The sequence below is a fragment of the Candidatus Krumholzibacteriota bacterium genome (assembly GCA_016931295.1).
Lineage (GTDB): Bacteria > Krumholzibacteriota > Krumholzibacteriia > Krumholzibacteriales > Krumholzibacteriaceae > JAFGEZ01.
The window spans coordinates 1-19,203 of sequence record JAFGEZ010000003.1 but is presented as its reverse complement, the minus strand read 5'-3'; the positions used below and the strand labels follow the sequence as shown (position 1 = coordinate 19,203).

13 protein-coding genes and 1 tRNA gene are annotated in these 19,203 nt (G+C 68.3%); 2 read left to right on the top strand and 12 right to left on the bottom strand.

Features of this window, described 5'->3' with window-relative positions; all coding sequences use genetic code 11:
- Window positions 1-14: 14 nt before the first annotated feature.
- The 4 genes from JW876_01270 to JW876_01255 form a co-directional block, all read right to left on the bottom strand.
- On the bottom strand, window positions 15-1,658 hold the full coding sequence (locus JW876_01270; protein ID MBN1884136.1) for a tryptophanase: 1,644 nt from the start codon (window positions 1,656-1,658) through the stop codon (window positions 15-17).
- Window positions 1,658-2,683: a tryptophan--tRNA ligase gene (gene trpS / locus JW876_01265; protein MBN1884135.1), complete on the bottom strand. Its 1,026-nt coding sequence runs from the start codon at window positions 2,681-2,683 to the stop codon at window positions 1,658-1,660. Before trpS ends, JW876_01270 begins: the two co-directional genes overlap by 1 nt.
- A 66-nt stretch (window positions 2,684-2,749) precedes the next feature.
- A tRNA-Trp gene (locus JW876_01260) sits at window positions 2,750-2,823 on the bottom strand.
- Window positions 2,824-2,980: 157 nt separating this feature from the next.
- Window positions 2,981-4,432 (bottom strand): aminoacyl-histidine dipeptidase, encoded by a 1,452-nt coding sequence (locus JW876_01255; GenBank protein ID MBN1884134.1) that lies wholly within the window; start codon window positions 4,430-4,432, stop codon window positions 2,981-2,983.
- A 248-nt stretch (window positions 4,433-4,680) separates the two neighbouring features.
- On the opposite strand from JW876_01255, the gene JW876_01250 reads away from it, so the two are divergent.
- Window positions 4,681-5,079 carry a YjbQ family protein gene (locus JW876_01250; GenBank protein MBN1884133.1) on the top strand — a complete coding sequence of 133 codons (399 nt, stop codon included), beginning with the start codon at window positions 4,681-4,683 and terminating at the stop codon, window positions 5,077-5,079.
- Window position 5,080: 1 nt separating this feature from the next.
- Here JW876_01250 and JW876_01245 read toward each other — a convergent pair whose 3' ends face one another.
- The 6 genes from JW876_01245 to JW876_01220 all read right to left on the bottom strand — a co-directional run bounded on the left by JW876_01245 (window position 5,081) and on the right by JW876_01220 (window position 11,614).
- The gene (locus JW876_01245; protein ID MBN1884132.1) at window positions 5,081-6,229 is read right to left on the bottom strand and encodes a hypothetical protein; all 1,149 of its coding nucleotides are present in this window, start codon (window positions 6,227-6,229) and stop codon (window positions 5,081-5,083) included.
- Entirely contained in the window at window positions 6,226-6,546 is a 321-nt protein-coding gene (locus tag JW876_01240) for a hypothetical protein (protein MBN1884131.1), read from the bottom strand. Before JW876_01240 ends, JW876_01245 begins: the two co-directional genes overlap by 4 nt.
- 125 nt (window positions 6,547-6,671) lie before the next feature.
- On the bottom strand, window positions 6,672-7,214 hold the full coding sequence (locus JW876_01235) for a hypothetical protein (GenBank protein ID MBN1884130.1): 543 nt from the start codon (window positions 7,212-7,214) through the stop codon (window positions 6,672-6,674).
- A gap of 14 nt (window positions 7,215-7,228) precedes the next feature.
- The gene (locus tag JW876_01230) at window positions 7,229-8,041 is read right to left on the bottom strand and encodes a hypothetical protein (protein ID MBN1884129.1); all 813 of its coding nucleotides are present in this window, start codon (window positions 8,039-8,041) and stop codon (window positions 7,229-7,231) included.
- A gap of 443 nt (window positions 8,042-8,484) precedes the next feature.
- A complete protein-coding gene (locus JW876_01225; protein ID MBN1884128.1) occupies window positions 8,485-9,135 on the bottom strand; it encodes a response regulator transcription factor in 651 nt (216 codons plus the stop codon).
- On the bottom strand, window positions 9,125-11,614 hold the full coding sequence (locus tag JW876_01220) for a PAS domain S-box protein (protein ID MBN1884127.1): 2,490 nt from the start codon (window positions 11,612-11,614) through the stop codon (window positions 9,125-9,127). The genes JW876_01225 and JW876_01220 overlap by 11 nt, the downstream gene beginning before the upstream one ends.
- A 238-nt stretch (window positions 11,615-11,852) precedes the next feature.
- On the opposite strand from JW876_01220, the gene JW876_01215 reads away from it, so the two are divergent.
- Window positions 11,853-12,644 carry a thiazole biosynthesis protein gene (locus JW876_01215; GenBank protein ID MBN1884126.1) on the top strand — a complete coding sequence of 264 codons (792 nt, stop codon included), beginning with the start codon at window positions 11,853-11,855 and terminating at the stop codon, window positions 12,642-12,644.
- Here JW876_01215 and JW876_01210 read toward each other — a convergent pair.
- Both JW876_01210 and JW876_01205 read right to left on the bottom strand, forming a co-directional pair.
- Window positions 12,641-15,943 (bottom strand): UvrD-helicase domain-containing protein, encoded by a 3,303-nt coding sequence (locus JW876_01210; GenBank protein MBN1884125.1) that lies wholly within the window; start codon window positions 15,941-15,943, stop codon window positions 12,641-12,643. The two genes, JW876_01215 and JW876_01210, sit on opposite strands and share 4 nt — an antisense overlap.
- The gene (locus JW876_01205) at window positions 15,940-18,942 is read right to left on the bottom strand and encodes a PD-(D/E)XK nuclease family protein (GenBank protein MBN1884124.1); all 3,003 of its coding nucleotides are present in this window, start codon (window positions 18,940-18,942) and stop codon (window positions 15,940-15,942) included. The genes JW876_01210 and JW876_01205 overlap by 4 nt, the downstream gene beginning before the upstream one ends.
- Window positions 18,943-19,203: the final 261 nt, after the last annotated feature.

Below are 19,203 nucleotides of genomic sequence, written 5' to 3'. Positions count from 1 at the left end.
ACAAAATATTCCAGTCAGCGCCTGAAGGCGAATCGGCTCTTGAAATGCCTGAGATTGAGGTCGCGTCCGTAGATGACGTCGACGCCGGGGATCCGGTCGCGGTGCTCGTGGAGGAGCCTGACCGCCTCGGCGGCGGCGAAAAGGTCGCGATCCTCGTAGACGAGGCGCGGGACCGCGGCCCGCACGTTGTTGACGCGGGGATCGGGCGGGAGGTCGCGCTCGCCGTCGGACTTGCCGAAGGCGTAGAGCCCGAGCTCGCAGAAGCGGTGGCCGGCGATGAGAAGCAGGGCCGTGAAGGCGATCGCGCGGAAATCGCCGTCGTCGGCCTCTCCGTCGAAGAAACGGTCCATGTCGATGTAGACAGCGCTCCCGCCGATCGGCTGCACGACGGGGATGCCGAGATCGTCGAGCCGCCGGCCGAACCGGACGACCTGCCCGATACGGCTGTCGAGATAGCTCTGCGTCGTCACGGTGCGCAACCCCTGCACGATCCCCATGAGATCGCGCCCGGCGAGTCCCCCGTAGGTGGGGTGCCCCTCCGACATGATCTGGCAGTCGGTGAGTTCCTCGCCGAACCGGGGGTACCGTTCCTCGAAGAGCCCGCCGGGGCGGATCATCAGCGCGCCGCCCATGTTGACGAGCCCGTCCTTCTTGAGGCTGATGTGGAAGCCATCGACCTGTTCGAACATCTCGTGGACGATCTCCCCGATCAAACGGTCGGCGTATCCCGGCTCGTTCTTCCTGATGAACCAGGCGTTCTCCGCGAACCGGCACGCGTCGAAGAAGAAGGGCACGCCGTGGCGGCGGGTGACCTCGCGAACGAGCCGGATGTTCTCCATCGAGACGGGCTGGCCGCCCCCCGTGTTGTTCGTGATCGTCAGGTAGACGAGCGGCACGCGGTCTGGCTCGCAGGAGAGCAGGTTATCCAGTTCCTCGACGTCCATGTTGCCGCGGAAGAGGAAGTTGCTGTCGTCGGCGAGATGCTCCGAGCAGGGCATGTTGAGGGGGACGAGCCACTTGTCCTCGATATTCCCCTCCGTGGTGTCGAAATGCGAGTTGCTCGGCACGACGTAGAAGGGCTCGCGCCTGCCGCCGGCGTGATACCGCATCGAGGCGATCCGCGACTCGATGCGGGCGCGCAGTTCGGGGAGGAGATCCGGGCAGAGGGCCACTTCCTGGGGCGCCCCCGCCTTCTGCAGGTGATTCGACAGGGTCCTGAAGAAGGCGTTCTCCGCCGCCCGTCCCTGGTGGAAGAGAAAGAGGTTGCTTGACGCGCCGCCGAGGCGGGAGGCCGTGTCGTCCCATGCGGGGCCGAAGGTGCTGGCCATCTGCTGTTTCAGCTCGAAGTATCCCCTGTTCGATCCGTAGGCCTCGTCGCCGAGCAGCATCGCGGCCCATTGTTCCATCGTCATCGTCGTCGTTCCGGAGTCGGAGAGCAGATCGCAGCCGGGGATGAGATCGGCCCGGAAGAGGAAGGCGTTCAGGCCGGCGTCGTTCACGAGGACGTCGCGCCTCGTCTCGTAATCGTCGATCGAGCAGTCGCGGAACCGGACGACGGCGTTCCGGTAGGGCCGCGGCGCGACGTATCGACCCGTCGTCTCCTCGGTGGAAAGCTGCTCCCGGAATCGGGCGATGAAGAAGTCGGTCTCACCGGACATCACAGTCGCTCCCTTGACGGAATGTTCATCACGTCCCTCACTTCCACCAGCGTCTCGCGGGCGATTCGTCCCGCCGATTCGGCTCCCGCGCGAAGGATCTCCCTGATGCGGTCGGGGCGCCCCTCGAGCTCGCGGCGCCGCTCCCGGATCGGGCGGAGCGCGTCGTTCATCCTGGCGGCGAGCTGCATCTTGCAGTCGACGCATCCGCGCTTCCCCCCTTCGCACTCGCGGCGGACCGTTTCGAGCTCGGGCCGGTTGTAGATCGCGTGGAAGGCGCAAACGACGCAGCCGTCGGGATGTCCCGGATCGTTCTTGCGCGCCTTGGTGGGATCGGTGAACATGCCCCTGATCTTGGCGGTCGTCTCCTCCTCGCTCTCCGAGTAGGCGATGTGGTTGCCGGAGCTCTTGCTCATCTTCCGGTCGACGCTGTCGAGACCGGGGACCTTCGGCACCTCGGTGAGGAGCGTTTCGGTGATCGGGAACACGTCCCTGCCGTACAGGCTGTTGAAGCGTTGCGCCAGGTCGCGCGTCATGTTGACGTGGGCCTCCTGGTCGCGTCCGACCGGCACGAAATCGCCCTTGTACGCGAGGATGTCGGCCGCCTGCAGGGTGGGGTATCCGAGCAGTCCGTAGGACGGCGACTCGATCCGGTAGCCCTGGACCATCTCCCGGTAGGTGGGATTCCGCTCGAGCCATCCGAGTGGCGTGATCATCGAGAAGAGCAGGTGCAGCTCGGCGACCTCGGGAACGTGCGACTGGACGAGTATCGAGCATTTGTTCGGGTCGAGGCCCGCCGAGATCCAGTCGATCGCCATGTCGAGCACGTTGTCGCGCAACCGGCCGACGTTCTCGTACCCGACCGCGTCTCCCCCGCCCGGCGTGGTGAGCGCGTGCCAGTCGACGATGAAATAGACGCAGTCGTATTCTTCCTGGAGTCTGATCCAGTTGTCGAGGGCGCCGAGCAGATTGCCGAGGTGCAGGCTCCCGGTCGGTCTCATCCCGCTCGTCACGCGTTTTCTCGCCATGGCGGTCTCCCCGGGAAAGCGGTCGATGATGTATAGCATGCGCCGTGGGCGCCCGGAAGAAAAAAGTAGGGGTGGCAGGACTCGAACCCGCAGCCCCCGGTTTTGGAGACCGGCGCTCTAGCCACTTGAGCTACACCCCTGTAACAGGCAAAATTGTAGACAAATATTAGCATCGTTCCGACGAATGTCAAGGCCGGATTCCCCCCGGGAGCGCCGCACGACGCGGCTCTCCCGGACACGGGAACGGTCCCGGGGCGAACGCCCCGGGACCGCGTATTCGCCGCCGCCGGACGCGTCTCAGGCCAGTTCGGCGAGGGTCGCGACGAGGAGCTTCCAGAACTTCCCGACCGACGGGATGTCGACCCGCTCGTCGGGGGAATGGGGATGCTCGATCGTCGGACCGAAGGAGACCATGTCCATGCCGGGGAACTTCTCCCCGATGATCCCGCACTCGAGCCCGGCGTGGATCGCCTTCTTCTCGGGCTCTTCTCCGTACTCGCGCGAATAGACGCCGCTCAGCACGGCGAGGATCTTCGAATCGAGGTTCGGCATCCACCCGGGATAGGGATCGTTCTCGACGATATCGGCGCCGGCCAGCTCGGCGATGGCCCTGATGCGGTCGCGGAGGGCCAAAAGCGCCGACGAGATCGAGCTTCTCGTGGACGTGCCGATCGTGACGGCGTCGCCGCCTGTCGAGACGGTCGCGAGGTTGTTGGAGGTCTCGACGAGCCCCTCGATGTCGTAGCTCATCGCCTCGACGCCGTGGGGGATCGCGATCAGCAGGTCGAGCACCCTCTTCTGCGTGGCCGCGTCGAAGACGGCCGTGACCGGCTCGTCGGCCGGCACGATCGTGACTGCCAGGTCGGGCTCGCGGCCGCCGAGCTCGATACGGATCTTCTCGACGAGGGTGCCGACGATCTCGGAGACGTCCTCGACGGCGGTCTCGAGAATCATCAGCTCCGCCTTCGCCTCGCGCGGAATCGCGTTCCGCTTGGAACCGCCGTTCACCGAGGCGACGTGGCAGGGCTGGGTCGCCACGATCGCGGCGAGCACGCGGGCGAGTATCCGGATCGCGTTCCCCCGCTGCTCGATGATGTCGATCCCCGAATGGCCTCCGCGGAGCCCGGAAACCCTGAGGACGAAGCCCTTCGTCCCGGCGGGGGCGTCGACGGTGGAGACGGGAAGCTTGATCGTCGAATCGCCGCCGCCGGCGCAGCCGATGTAGACCGCCCCGAACTCCTCGCTGTCGAGATTGAGCATGATCTCTCCCGCGAGGAAACCGGCCTGGAGCTTGCCGGCGCCGGTCAGACCGACCTCCTCGTCGACCGTTGCGAGGACCTCGATGGGGCCGTGCGTCAAGTCGTCGCGGTCGGCGATCGCCAGGCCGGCGGCGAGGCCGATGCCGTTGTCAGCGCCGAGCGTCGTCCCCTTCGCCGTCAGCCAGTCGCCGTCGAGCTCGAGCTTGAGCGGATCCTTGAGGAAGTCGTGGTCGACGTCGGAGTTCTTCTCGCAGACCATGTCCATGTGGCCCTGGAGGACGACGGTCGGCGCCTTCTCGTGTCCCGGCGTGGCGGGGATCCGCACGACGACGTTCCCCGCGGCGTCCTTCTCCGCGTCGAGGCCCTTTCCCTTCGCGTAGGAGAGCAGATACTCGCCGATCTGCTCCTCGTTGCCCGATCCGTGGGGGATCGTGGTGAACTTCTCGAAGTGTTTCCAGAGTTCCTTCGGTTCGAGTCCGCTCAATGCCATGGTGGACGACCTCCTTCTGCTGGTTCGCTTCGCGCTCCGTCACGGTTCCTCCGGGGAGCCGTCCGACGGCGCGTCGCGGTCGGTAGACCGTTTGATCGATGCTGGCCGCGGGATCCGTTCCGCCCGCGGGAGGGAAGGGAATTATACGAATCGTCGCGCCGGGGGTCAAGGAGACTTCGTTTCCCGCCGAAGCGGCTTCCCCCGCGGTCCCGCAACGCGGTAGACTGTGAACTCACGAGGAGGTACGGATGATCAGGGAATTGACCGTGCAAACGAGTTGTCGCTGCGAACTTGCCGACATCACGGCGGCGATCCGCGGCCTGGTAGCGGAAAGCGGCGTCGCCGAGGGGCTGTGCCGCGTCTTCGTCCCCCACACGACCGCCGCGGTGACGATCAACGAGAAGGCCGACCCGGACGTCGCGAGGGACATCGAGGCGGCGCTGTCCGCGATCGTCCCCTTCGACGGCGGATACCGCCACGCCGAGGGAAACAGCGACGCGCACGTCAAGGCGACGCTGACGGGAGCCTCGGAGACGCTGCTCGTCTCGGGAGGGGAGTTGGTCCTCGGCACGTGGCAAGCCGTCTTCTTCTGCGAATTCGACGGCCCGCGCACGCGCAGGTGCCTCGTGCGCGTCGACGAACGTTGACCTAGAAGGGGAAGAGGTCGAAGGTGAATCCGACGGCCACCCGCCGCTCCCGCTCGAAGAGGGGCGGGCGGCGGCCGTCGTCGAACGCCAGCTCGAGGTCGGGATGCCAGGGGGACCCCGGCGGCTTCCCGAGGGCGTCCCTGAGCAGGAGCCTGAATCGCAACTCGCGGAACGCCTCGAAACGCTCGCCGCTCGACGACGGCCAGAAGGATTCGATCCGGCAGGCCAGCTGGAACCCGTAGAGGAACGTCCACACGAACGCCCCCGAGGCGACCGGCGTCACTTCGTTTGACGCGGCCACGTCGCCGGATCCGCGCTTTTCCCGGTACCGGATGTATCCGAAGGAGACGTCGACGCCCTTCAGGACGGAGACGCACCACCTGTTGGACGCCGCGAAGAACCGGTCGAGCCGCAGGCGGCAGAGCCCGCAGAGCGCGTGTCCCCGGCGGACGGAATCGGCGGGAGCGAAACGGGAACGCTCGTGCCGCAAGGAAGCCTCGAGGCCGAAGAGCAGCGGCCCCGTCCGGAACCGGCGCTCGAGGGAGAGCGCGATCCGTCGCCGGTCGACCGGCCTGCGGCCGCTCTTTCCCCCCCATGACGTCGCGTCCCACGACAGTCCCCCGGCGACGGTCCACCACGCCGTCTCCACGCGCGGCCGGATGTCGATGTCGAGCGTCTCCCGCTCGCCGGCGAATTCGTAGCGGCATGCGAGGGCATCGACGCGATACGCCTCGCCGCGCCGGGCGAACGCGGGAGCGATCCATCGCCGGAACAGGCGGCGGGACGCGCACGGGATCTCTTCGGACGGATCGATGAAAGGGTCGCAGACGGGGCCGATGCGAAGCGAATCCCCCTGTCCGGTCGTCACGCCGATCTCGTAGCATCGACTGCCGCGGATCCGGCTCGAGGAGAGGACGGCGACGGTGCCGTCCTCGGACAGCACGACACGCGACGGCCTGAAGGATTCCCCGCCGTCGATGTCCCTGACGAGGTACGCCGAGGGATCGGCCGGCGGCGGCCCGTTCGCCGATGCGGAGAGCGCGATCTCGATCCAGTAGTGCCCGCGCTCGAAGAAGAGCGTGCCCGACGCAGGCTCGCCGGCCCGCGCCGCGGAGAAAAGCAGGAGGGGCAGGAGAAGCAGGGAAATCACCCGTCTCCTTTCGCGTACGCCCCCGCCCTGAGCAACCGTTCGGCGAAGACCGGAAACCGCTCTTCCCGCCGGTAGCATCGCTCGACGGCTGTTTGGTCCAGGCCCGTCGCGGCGGCGACCGCACGGAGGATCTCCCCGCGCGTCGCCTCGTCGGGAAGGAAGGCGCTCTCGAATTCACCGATCGTCGGCGGCGACGGGTTGTCCCAGAAGATGGCGAGAAAGTCTTCCCGCGCGGCGCCCGTCCGGCAGGTCACCGCCTCGGCGATCTCCCTCCGTGCGCGATCGCGCCGCGACCGCCACGTCGCGCCGTCGTTCATGAATCCGCCTTCCCCCGGCGGCGCCGCCGGTTTTGGCGACCCGCGCGGTTCTCTGGTTCTCTGCTTCGGGGATCCCGGGGATTCTAGCGCCGGCCGGCGTGCGTTGTCAACGTCAAAGAGGAATATCAGAACAGGTAAAAGAAGGGGAAGAGGCCGTCCGTCTCCCGCTCGAGCCAGACCTCGAAAAAGATGTCGTCGATCCTGATCATGCCCGCCGAGGGCGCGTCGGGTTTGACGACCGCCTTGATCCAGAGCGTCTCGGCGCGCAGGGCGCGCGTGGCGATCGCCGGATCGCGGGCGAGGATCGGGTAGTGCTCGCCCGATGCGGTCACGACGACCGAGGCGACGAGCTCGTTGCGGAGAGGATCGTCGAGCGCGGCGGAGCCGGGCTCGAGACCGATGAAGAAATCGATGTCGATACGGATGTCCCCGGTCGAGACGACGGTGTCAGCGTAGACGTCCGCGTAGACGAGGACGCGCGTGATATCGAAGTCGGTGTCCCGGAACTCCTCGGGGACGTCGACCTCGATCTGGCCGAAGTGCTCATCCGTGCCGGCGAACTCGATCGGCTCGAAGGAGCGCGGATCGGTGCGATTGTTGATCTTGACGGTCGTATTGCAACCCGCCGCGAGGAGGCAGCACGTCATGATCGCGATCGTCGGTCTCATCGCCATCCCTTTCGTCAGAATCGCACGTGGATCGTCGCCGTCGGCAGCACGGGCAGATCGATGTCGTCGTCGAGCGAAACGCCCGGCCAGAGCACGCCCGCCTGCAGCGCGACGTTGCCGGGAAGACCGAGCCTGACGCCCGCCCCGCCGCGAGCATGTCCGCAGGAGAAATCCCAGCCCGCCTCGAACAGGAATTTGAGGCCGGGAAGCGGATCGACGTCGATTCCCGCGAGCGCGCACCGATGCGTCGCCGTCTCCCGGATCGACATGCCGACCTGCATCGTGTCCACGTCCGTGCCGATTTCGAAGGCGCGCCGCGACTCGACGTCCCCGTCGAGATATCGGTGCTGGTATCCGAGATGCGCGCGGGCCCGCCGCCCGATCTCCGCGCTCGCCGTCACGAAACCGTAGTACATGTCGAGGCCCGCGCCGACGTCGACCCGCGCGTCGGTGAATGTCTCCTCGATGATCCTGTCGATGATCAGCTCGCTCGAGACGAGGGTATACCAGCCGAATCCGGCGGCGATGGACGGCATCCCCCTGCTCTTCCCCCCCAGCGCGACCTTCACCTGCCCGTTGACGAAGGTCAGAAGATCGAGAAACGTGTCGGTCGTCAGCTGGACGCTCCCGCCGAGACCGAAGCCCGACTGGCCGATCCCGATCTGCACGCTTCCGCCCGGGCCGAGGCAGTAACCGGTCTCGAGGTTGAGGAGCTTCGTCGGGCGGTCGAAGGACTTGAAATCGTCCGGGGCAGCCGAGAGGGGCGCCGTGGCGAGCAACGCCGGGCAGAGAATGAGGAGAATCGCGATTCGCGATGTGGTTCCCACTTGTTGCACCTTCCAGACCGGGTATCGTCGCGACGGCCAGGCGACTCGAGCGCCGTATCGGAAGCATGCAATAAAAATGCCGCCCGGGTAAACCCTAGCTCCATGGAAGTGGAAAGCGATCCTAAGGGACTCTCACCGGAGCGTTGAGGGGTCGACCTGGACAAGGTCCAGGTGGAACACGTTTCCAGATAAGCGGCTCATCTCCTAGGGGAAGAGATGGGGTTTTGTGGTAGGATGGAAACGCATCCCGTACCCAGGCGGCAAAACCGTGTCTTGTGTTCTGGCCGTTCGTCTACTCGATTCCCTTCGAAAAGGTTATCGGCTGTATGATGAGTTGTCAGACTTTTCCGGTCCCACTACATGATACTACCGGGCGCCGGGAGGAGCAATGGGTATAAGCACCTATTTTGACGGGAGGTCGCCGCGCGCGGCGCGCGAGGCCGCTATTCGATGAGCCCGATCTTGATCGCGTAGCGGACGAGACCGGCCGTATCGTGGATGTCGAGCTTGCTCATGATGTTGGCCCGGTGGTTCTCGACCGTCTTGACGCTGATGAACAGTTGTTCGCCTATTTCCTTGCTCGTGAAGCCCTCGGCGATGAGCTGCAGGATCTCGCGCTCGCGGTTGGTGAGACGGCTGAAATCGTCGACGTTCTTGCCGGCCTTCTTGCTCTTGCGGTACGTGTCGAGCACCGACGGCGAGAAGTTCGGGCTCAGGTAGATCTCCCCCGCCGTCACGGCCTCGATAGCGGCGATGAGATCCTCGGTGGCACGTTCCTTCACCATGTACGCGTTCGCGCCCGCGTCGAGGGATTTGTATATGTAGTTCTCGCCGTCGTGGATCGTGAGCATGATGATCCTCGTGTCGGGCAGCTCCTTCTTGATCTTCCTTGTCGCGTCGATCCCGCCGAGCAGCGGCAGGCTGATGTCCATCACGACGACGTCCGGTTTCATCTCGAGGGCCATCTCGACGCCCCGCCGCCCGTCCTCCGCTTCGCCGACGATCAGGACGCCCCGTTCCTCGAGCAGTCGCCTGAGCCCCTGCCGCACGATCGCGTGATCCTCGATCAACAGCACCTTCATGTCACGATTCATGTCTTACCTCCACCGGAACGGTGACCCGGATACGCGTTCCCGCGCCGGGCGACGACTGGATCGAGAAATCCCCCCCGAGGGTCTTGACGCGCTCCCGCATCCCCACGATGCCGAGTCCCGCCACGCCTCCGTCCTCCCCCGCGGGAAAGCCGCGGCCGTTGTCCGATATAACCATGATGACGCGCGGGTACCCCTTCGTCAGCCGCATGGTCACCAGGGACGCATCCGCATGGCGAACGACGTTCGTGAGCGCCTCCTGGGCCACCCGGTAAAGCGTCAGGGCCGTCTGGGGCGAAAGCTGTGCATCGAAACCGGCCGCTTCCAGATCCACCCTGAGCGTATCACTTTCCACGAACTTTTCAATATATGATTCGAGCGCGGGCACGAGTCCGAGATCCTCGAGCATCGCCGGATGGAGCGTGTAGGCGATCTGCCTCGTGCTGTGCGTGATCTTCTGCAGTTCCTCGCCGATCTCGCGGATCAGCTTCATCCCCTCCTCGTCGCCCGGCGGGATCTTCGTCTCGAGGACGCCGAAATTCGCGTTCAGGGCGACGAAGGACTGGCCCATGTCGTCGTGGAGGCGCAGGGCGAGCACCTGACGCTCCTCCTCCAGCGACTCGAGCAGGTTGGCCGAGAGGTTCTTGAGGTCCCGCTCGCGGGCGTGCAGGTCCCGCAACAGCTCGATCCGCCCCATCGCGAGTCCGAGCTGGGCGGCGACGAGCCGGAGAAAGCTCCGCATGCCGCCGGTGACGGTTACATCGCCGGACAGGCCGAAGAACACGACGAAGGAGGGGGCGCCTCTCGACCACGCGAGGAAGGCCACCCATCGCTCGATACCGAGATCGCCCATGAATCCCTCGTAGGGCTCCTTTTCGGGAAAGGGCCAGTCGTCGGCGGCGAAGACGACGCTCTTCCCGTCGACGAGATTGCTCAGGGGGCCCGTATCGACGTCGAATGCGGCGATCCGCTCCTCGATTCCTCGGGGAATGTTGATGGAGGAGACGAGCATCGCCCGCCGCCGGCCGCGGTCGTAGCGATAGAGCGCGCTGCACCCGCTGCCGATGAAGGACATGACCCGCGCGAGCGCCTTGTCGATCCCGCCGGCCGTCTCTCCCGACTCGTTGATGATCCGGTTGATCCCGATCAGGGCGGCGAGTTCGCGGTTCCGGTTCTCGAGCTTGGTCTCGATCCGCTCGCGCTCGGCGATCTCCTGGCGCAGCTCGGCCGTCCGCTCGCCGATCATCTCCTCGAGGCGTCCCCGGTAGCGCGCCAGTTCCGTCTCGGCGCGCTTGCGCCCGGTGATGTCCTCCGCGTGGACCATGACGAGATCGGGCGGCACGAAGGCATACTTCACCGCGAGGATGTCGTCCTCGCGGCCGGGCGTGGGGATCGGGGTGTTCATTTCCCGCTCGAGCGACAACCGTCCGTCGAGACACCGCCGGAGATCGTCGACGACATCCGGCCGGCCGGCAAGCGCATCGCTCGCGCGCGAATTCTTCATGGAGGCGACATGGCCGTTCGAATACTCCATCGCCGCGTCGTTGTAGTCGACGAGGACGAAATCGCCGCCGTCCCGCCGCCACGTGTAGGTGGGTATGGGAATGCCGAGAAACTGCGCCCGGGCCTGCTCCTCCTTTTCGCGCAGTGCCTGTTCGGCTTCCATGCGACGCGTGACGTCGCTGAAGGAGGCGAGGATCGCCTGTTCGCCCCTGAACCGGATCACCTGCCCGATCACGGAGAGCCAGACGAGGGCGCCGCCGGGAATGATCGCCCGGAACTCGGTGCGTTGAGCCAGCTCCTCCCCGGCGAGACGCTTCCGCAGCCGATCGAGAATCATGGGGAGATCGTCGGGATACACGAGCGCGAAAAGCTCCCGCTCGTCCATCCTCGCCAGTTCATCGAATGTCCGTCCGACGATCCGTTCCATCGCCGGATTGGCGAAAAGGAAGCGGAGCGGATGGTCGCCGATGATGACGATCCCCTCGGCGAACTGCTCGATGAGCTGTCGCGATATCGCCTCGGACTTTTGGAGTTCCTCCTCGGCCCGTTTCCGGTCGGTGATGTCCCGGCCGTAGACGGCGATCCACTCGACGGCCCCCGCCTCGCCGAAGACGGGATAGTAGCTGGTGCGGAAGTGACGCCCGTCCCGTTCGTCGTCGACGAAGATCGGCCGCCGCTCCTCGACGGCCCTGCCGGCGGCCCGCGCACGCGATTCGCGGATCTCAGGCGGGAAATGCGTGAACAGGTCGTCCACCTTTCCGCCGACAACTTCCTCCCGGGACCTGCCGATCACCCGGAGGGCGGCATCGCTGACCTCCACGATCCGCAGGTCGGGCCTGACGAGAAAGGCGATGTCCCCCGGCGCGTTGAGGAGCGTCCGCACCATGTCCCGCTTCTCCGCGAAGGGAATCCGGTCTCCGGCGCCCGCCGCTTTCCCCCGCGAACGTTGCCCGCCGGCCGTGTCGTGCTCCCCGGTCATGTGCTTCCTCCCGGGCCGCTTCGCCTCCGACGGTGCCGCCGGATCGATCCCCGCCGATGCCGACGCGCCGCCGACCGCCGAACGGCCACGTTCGCATGGTACTACGTCCGCAGCTGGCGTAAAAGGGGAAAGGGGGAATCCAGATTCATCTTGACCCGGCCATGCCCATCGACTAAAGGATAGGTGCTCGCAACCGGCGCCGCCAGCCCGGCGACGCCGTTCCGGGAGGAGGATACCCATGCCGCTGAGCGAGAAGACCATCACGGAAGCGATCATCAAGCGCTACACGGAGAAGCTGCTCGACGCCGTCAGTTGCGACGTCGCGATCGTCGGCGCGGGGCCCTCGGGGCTCGTCGCCGCCGCCGACCTGGCGAAAGCCGGCGTGAAGACCGTCCTGTTCGAACGGAAGCTCAGCGTCGGGGGCGGGATGTGGGGCGGCGGCATGATGATGAACGAGATCGTCGTCCAGGACGACGGCAAGGAGATCCTCGACGGGTTCGGCGTGGAAACGCGCCTCTTCACGAAGGGCTACTACACGGCGGACGCGATCGAGGCGGTCTGCTCGCTCTGCGCGCGGGCCGTCAAGAACGGCGCGCGGATATTCAACCTCGTCAGCGTCGAGGACATCGTCCTCAGGGAGAACAGGGCCCGCGGCGTCGTCATCAACTGGACCGCCGTCGAGATGGCGGGCCTCCACGTCGACCCGCTCACCGTCGACGCGAAGTTCATCATCGACGCCACCGGGCATCCGGCCGAGGTGGTGCGGGTGATCGAGCGGAAGGTCGACGCCCGCCTCATGACCCCGAGCGGCAAGATCGAGGGCGAGCGGTCCCTCTGGGCCGACAAGGCGGAGCAGACGACCATCGAGAACACCCGCGAGGTCTTCCCGAACGTCTACGTCTGCGGGATGTGCGCGAACGCCGCCTTCGGCTCCTACCGGATGGGTCCGATCTTCGGCGGGATGCTGCGTTCCGGCCGGAAGGTGGCCCGCATCATCATGGACCGCCTCGAGGAAGGCGCCGGGGACTAGGGTTTTCCGGCGGCGGCGGCAGCTTCGGCCGCCGCCGCGCGCGCGGTCTCGAGGAGCGCCGCGTCGACATCGAGCGCGCGCTCCACGCCCGGCCTGACGAAGAGGAAGACGATCCTGGCGAGCGCGACGCCGAGCGAGTCGGCCGCGAGAGCGTAGAGCGCCCCCTGGGGCCGGTATTGTTCGAGCCGTCCGTCGATGTCGGCAGCCTCGACGGCGTCGGTCTTGTAATCGACCGCCGTCCACCCGTCCGCCTCCTCGAAGAGCAGGTCGATCCGCCCCCGAAGCAGGCATTCCCCGCTTGCCGGCGCCGCCGCTGCGAGGAACACGGCGAAGGGCATCTCTCGCACGAGACGCCGCGCGGCCCCGGCCCGCCGGAGGACCGGCGAACGCAGCGCCCGCCCGGCGATCTCCTTCATCTCGGCCGCCCGATCCGCCCCGAGACCGTGCCTGCGGGCGATCGCCCGCAGGAGCGCCGGCGGAACACCGCCCCCGTCGAAGGGCACGCGTTCCATGAGCTCGTGGAAGGCGATCCCGAAAAGCCGGGCATCCCCGGCGTCGCCCGCCGCCGGCCGTCCCTCGGCCTCGTCGAACCGGCGCTCGGCCCCCGACGGCGTGACGATCGCGGGCCCGCGCGAGAGGTGACGCAGAAGAGCCGCGCGCGCGTTTTCCCATTGGCTTCGCGCCGCCGGATCGGGCCGTTTCACCGCCGCCGGCCCGAAGACGGCCCGTTCGCCGGCGATGTCCGGCAGCTCGCCGGCGCGAACGAGCCCGGCATGCGCCGGCAACTCCTTTCCGCCGTCCAAGCCGGCGCCATCCGCGGAAGACGCGCCGGCGCCGGGGAGTTCCGGCGACAACAGGGCGAAATAGCTCTTCCCGTCGCCGCCGAGGGGCACGTAGAGACTATCCCCCGCGCGCGTGGCCGCCACGTAGAGGAGCCTGACGCGCTCGGCCTCCTCGCGGAGGCCGTCCGCCTCGGCGGCCGCCGCGAATCCGCTTGTTTCCAGTTCCTGCGCCTTGAGCTCGATTCGTTCGCCGGCCGAGAGGAGCCGGGCGCCCACCCCGCCGGCGCGGCGGCGGCCCTGCCGCAGGTTCGCGAGGATCACGACGGGGAACTGGAGCCCCTTGGCGCGGTGGATCGTCATGAGGCGCACCGCGTCTCCTTTCTCCTCGACCGCCGGCGATTCACCCGTCGCCGTTCCCGCCTCGTCCCTCGCGCCGAACCAGCGGGCGAAGGACCGGAAGGACCGGCGATGCCGGTCGAATGCGCGCGCGAACCCGACGGCGGTCCGCAGGTCGAGCAACCGCCGCTCCCCGCCGCTGCGGAGAACGGCGATCCGCTCGTACCCGGTGGCGTCGAAGAGAACCCGGAGCGTCCCCGCCGCGCCCCGCCGTTCGCGGTGTTCGTGGAGGCCCCGCAGGAGCGCGAACGCGGCGTCGAGATCGCCGTCGCCGGCCGGTTGCCGGTAATCGAAGCGGCCGCCGCGGGCTGCGTGCAGGTAGAGCTCCTCGTCGCTGAAGCCGAAGAAGGGTGACCGGAGGAGGGCGAAGATGGCAAGCGCGTCCCACGGCTCCTCGATCGCGGCCAGCGCCGCGCCGACGTCCCGCGCCTCCTGCCTCGAGTGGTAGAGCTTGCCGCCGTCGACGACGCAGGGGATCCCGGCCTCGAGAAACGGATCCTCGTAATGGTGTATCCCCGTCGTCCCCGGATAGAGGACGGCGATGTCGCCGTAGCCGGCCGGCCGCATGCGGCCGCTCGCCGCGTCGCGCACGACCGGTTTCTCCGCGGCGATCCATGCGGCCAGCCGCGCGATCGCGATCCCCTCGGCCCGCCGGGCATCCTCGACGGAATCGCCCTCGCCGGCGCCGGTGTCGAGCGCGAAGACGGCCGGTCCCTCGCCGTCCCTGAATGAATAAATCGGCTCGTAGGCGGCCTGGTACCCGCCCTCCGCGGGTCGCCTGATGAGTCGCGAGAAGACGCCGTTGACCCATGACGCGATCCCGGGCACCGACCTGAAGTTCTGCGTGATCGAGAGGCGCGCGCCCTCGCCGGCGAATCTTCCGGCGACGGCCTCGTAGATCTCGACGTCCGCGCCCCGGAAGCGGTAGATGCTCTGCTTCGGGTCGCCGACGATGAAGAGGTTGCCCGTTCCGTCGCCGCCCGGCCCGGCGCCCGAGATGGCGAGCACGATCTCCGCCTGGAGGGGATCGGTGTCCTGGAACTCGTCGACGAGGAGATACCGGTAGCGCCGCCGCAATTCCGCCAGCGCCGCCGGATCGCCCGAGACGCGGGCGGCGCGCAGAAGCAGGTCGTCGAAATCGAGAACGCCCCGTTCCTCTTTCCGCCGGTCGACGAATGCCTCGAACGAGGTCAGCCAGCGAACGAGATCGTCCCGGACGGCGTCGGCCCACGAGGTCGCGAAGCCGTCGATCGCCGCGCGGACGCCGGCGAGACGTTCCTTCTGCAGATCGCACGACGAGGGGGGATCCCATTTCGACCTGGCGCCGGCGCGCTTCGGCGGGCGCGTGAAGCGAAGCAGACGGCGGCAAAGCTCCGGCGGCGTCGCCTCGGCGAGCCCGCGCGCCTCGTCGACGAACCGGCTCACCGCCACATACCCCCGGTCGCTTCGATCGACGCAGTCCCGGTTCGCGAGCGTTTCGAGTTCGCCGGCCGCGGCGATCAGCTCGTCGCGGAGCAGGCCGGCCGATTCGGAGGGATCGGGCGTCTCCCCGGCCTCCCCGGGACGGCCGCCGCGGCCGCGGTACCGGGCGAAAGCGATTTCGCGCAGCGAATCGTGCGCGCCGCCGGCATCGAGAAAGCGTCGCAGGGCTTGCTCGCCTCCCTCCCCCGCCCTGGCGAGGAATTCGATCCAGCAGGCGTCGAGGAAGAGCTCCGATTCGACGGCGTCGAGCACCTCGAAGGCGGGATCGACGCCGCCCTCGACGGGGAACTCTCGGATGATCGTCGCCGCGAAAGCGTGGATCGTGGAGATCGGCGCCCGCTCGATTTCCGCCCGGGCCGACCGGAGCCGCCGCTCCTCGTCCTCGGGAAGCGTTTTTCCATCGAGGGCGGCGTCGATCTCCCGGCGGATCCGGGCCTTCATCTCTCCGGCCGCCTTCTCGGTGAAGGTGATGGCGACGATCTGCCCGCAACGCGCCCGCCCGCGCCGGAGCAACGCGATGAACCGGTCGACGAGAAGCGTGGTCTTGCCCGTTCCCGCGCCCGCCTCGACGCAACAGGGCCCGTCGAGCTGTTCGACGGCGAGGCGTCTCGCCTCCGCGTCGACCGGCGTCCTGGTCATGCCGGGCCTCCTCTTCCGCCGTCCGTGTCCCGCCCGTGGAGGCGCAGCAGATCGCGGACGGACGGGTCCGTTCCCTTGATGCGGGCGAGGACGCTCCGCCCCGAGACGCAGACGCCCCGCGCCGGGCAGAAGGACCGGGCGCATCCCTGGCCGTCGGGCAGGGCGGGAAACCGGCCCGCGGCGATCCCCTCGACGAGGACGGCGATCGTTTGCCCGATCGATTCCCCCTCCGTCTCCCACGTCGATCCGGAGAAGCGGACGCATCCCCCGCCGCCGCCGATCCGGCGGTACTCGGCCCTGCCGTTCCGCACGTCGCGTCCGAGGAGCGCGGCGCCGGCGACGAGGTAGAGGGGCAGCTGCAGCGCGGCGCCGCCGGCGATCGACTCGTTTCGCAGGCTGGCCAAACTCCCCGTCTTGTAATCGACGACGCGGAACCCTCGGTCGCCCTCGAGATCGATCCGGTCGATCCGCCCCCGGAGACCGATCCGCCGCTTCCCGGCATCGATCCCCGGCGCCTCGTTCCGATCGAGGCCGAAGGACCGTTCGAACATGACGGGCACCGCCGTCTCTTCCGCCGCCGCCTCCGCCTCGACGTGGGCGTCGATCGCCGCAGCGATCCGCTCGCGCTCGAATCTCCAGAAGACGGGGATCCCCGTCGGCTCGATTTCTTCGAGCCGGTCGAGCTCCTCCGCGGCGACGGCCCCGGCGATCGTCCTCGCTCTCCCGACGGTCGGGCCGGCGAGCGGGAGCAGCCCCTCGGCGGCGAACCGCCCGTAGGCGCCGGCGAGGATGCGATGCACCACCGTCCCCCGCTGCAGGGGCGAGATCGTCACCGTCTCCTCCGGCTCCTCCCGCGGCTCGAGGCCGAGCAACCGGGAAACGAAATAGGCGAAGGGACACCTCGCGTAGGTCTCGAGCGCGGTCGGCGAGAAACGCCAGCCCCGCCCGTCGAGGGAGGCCGACAGGGCCGCCAGCGCGTCCCCGCCCTCGAAGACCCCGTCGAAGGGCGTGAACCGGCGATCGCCCCACCGGGCCTCGATCGCCCGGGCGCCGCGTCGGGCGAAACGGTCGTCTTCGGCGAGCGCGCCCGCGCGGATCGTCTCGAAGAACGCCCATTCCCCCCCGCCGAGCGGTTCGACCCCGTCCGGCGACCGCCAGGGCGACGGCAGCTCCGCCACGCGAAACGCGCTTTCTTCCGCGAGAGCCGCCGCCTCGAGATCCTCGAGGAGAGCCGCGGGCAGGGTCTCCTTCCCCGTCCCTCCCTCGAATCGCGGCCGGCTGCAGACGAGGAGTCGCCTGGCCGCTTTCGCGGCGAGGCGGAAGATCAGCGCCTCCTCGTCGACCCGCTCCCCACGAGGCGAGAGGACGACCCCGCCGCCGGACAGGCGGGCGATGAGGGCACGGTCGTCGTCCGGCAGGAAGGGGTCCTGGCGCGCGCGGCGTGGAACCGATCCCTCGACGAGCCCGGGAAGGAAGACCGCCTCGAAGGTCAGGCCCCGCGCCCCGCCGGGACCGAGTAGATGGACGCCGGCGCCCCTCGGGGGCCCCGCGTCGTCGGCGATGCCGAGGAGCGTCTCGCGGGCGAGGCCGAGAAACCGGCCGGTGTCCGCCCTCGCGCCGGTGGCGTCGAGCGCGCCGAGCCCGGTGAAGGCCTCCCGGACAACCGGCGTCCGATCGTCCGCGGCGATCAGTTCGTCGAAGAGGCCGACGAGCGCCTCCGCCATTCCGGCCCAGGTATCTTCGGAACCGAGGCGCGCGGCCCCGCGTTCGAGCGTCTCGAGGACCGCGGCGGCCGCCCCGAGCGCCGCCGCCGCCTCCCCGCCGAGCCTGCCGGCGAGGCGCCGTGTCTCGCCGGCCCATCCCGTCTCCCCCCGTATCCCCGCCTCGCCGGTCAGGCGAATCCATTCGTCGAGCACCCCGCGCGCTTCCTCTCCGCCGGCCCCGAGCGCGGGCGAGGAGACGAGATCGACGACCGTGTTCCGGGCGAGTCCGCCTCCCAGGGCGGCAAGGAGACGAAGCGCCCCCGTCGCGGAGCCGTGCCCGCCGTCGATCAATCTCCCGGTCGATACGCAGGGAACGCCCGCCTCGGCGAAGGCCTCCCTGAAAAGCGGGGCATACGCGTCCCAGGAGACAGGCATGACGGCGATCCGCCCGAAGGAAACGTCCTCCTCCCCGGCGAAGCGGAGTATCCGCCTGACGACCGCCCGCACCTCCTCCTCCTCGTCCGGGGCGGTCAGGGATTCGAGGAAAGGCGCCTCACCGCCTTCCCCCGCCACCCGCTCGCCGGCGAAGCCCGCCGCATCGAGACGGTCGCGGAAGAGGCCGGCGAACCGGTAGGCATCTTTCTCCTCGAACGGCACGAAGAGGATCGCGCCCGCCGATGCGGCCACCGCCTGCAGGAGCCGCCACTGCAGCTCGTTCAGATCGTAGAAGCCGTAGAAGACAACCGGCCCGTCGATGCCCGCCTCCGCGATCCCCGCGGCGGCCACCTCGAAGCGGCCATGATCGTCAGCGCCGATCGCGGCGAGTTGTTCGCGCCAGTCGGCGTAGAGCCGCAGCGCCTCGCGGGCCCTGTTGCCGGGCTCCGGCCGTCCGGTCAGACGCCGCGCCTCAGCCGCGTCGCAGCCCCCCTCGGCCAGGTCGTCGAATGTGCGCACGAGCGTCTCCGCGAAGGACGCGGGAAAAACCGGCCCCCCGTCCAGCTGACGGGAGAGGATCTCCTCGGCGACGACGCGTCCCGCCATGGGATGCGGCGCATCGCCCACGGGCGCGTTCCGGCCGACGAGATCGCGGAAGGTGAGGAAGCGGACGTTCGCGAGACCGCCACGCGCGCGGGCGGCCCGCCGCTCGAGCGCCGCGCCGAGACGGTTCGAACCGGCGACGACGGTCAGGGGCCGCAGGCGGTCTTCCGCCCGGAGCCGGGCGACCTCGGCGACGAACGCCCCTTCGAGCGACGGCCAGTCCCCGGCGAATACGTATCGGCGTTCCCTCGAGCTCATTCCCTCCCCCGGCGGCGGACAGCCGCCGCCGGCGAGGATGATAGCAGACGCCCGGCGGCGGGAAAAGAACGGACGGGGCGACAGGCACGGCAAACACGAAAAAACCGGCGCGGGAAAAGATCCCGCGCCGGTGGAAGAATCGATATGTGCAGGGAGCCGCTTACGCCCGGCCCGTGGCGTGCTTCCGCATGAACACGGCCGCCGCGAGGATCATGGCGAGCACCAGGATCGTCACGACCGGCGTGGTGAACAGCGGAACCG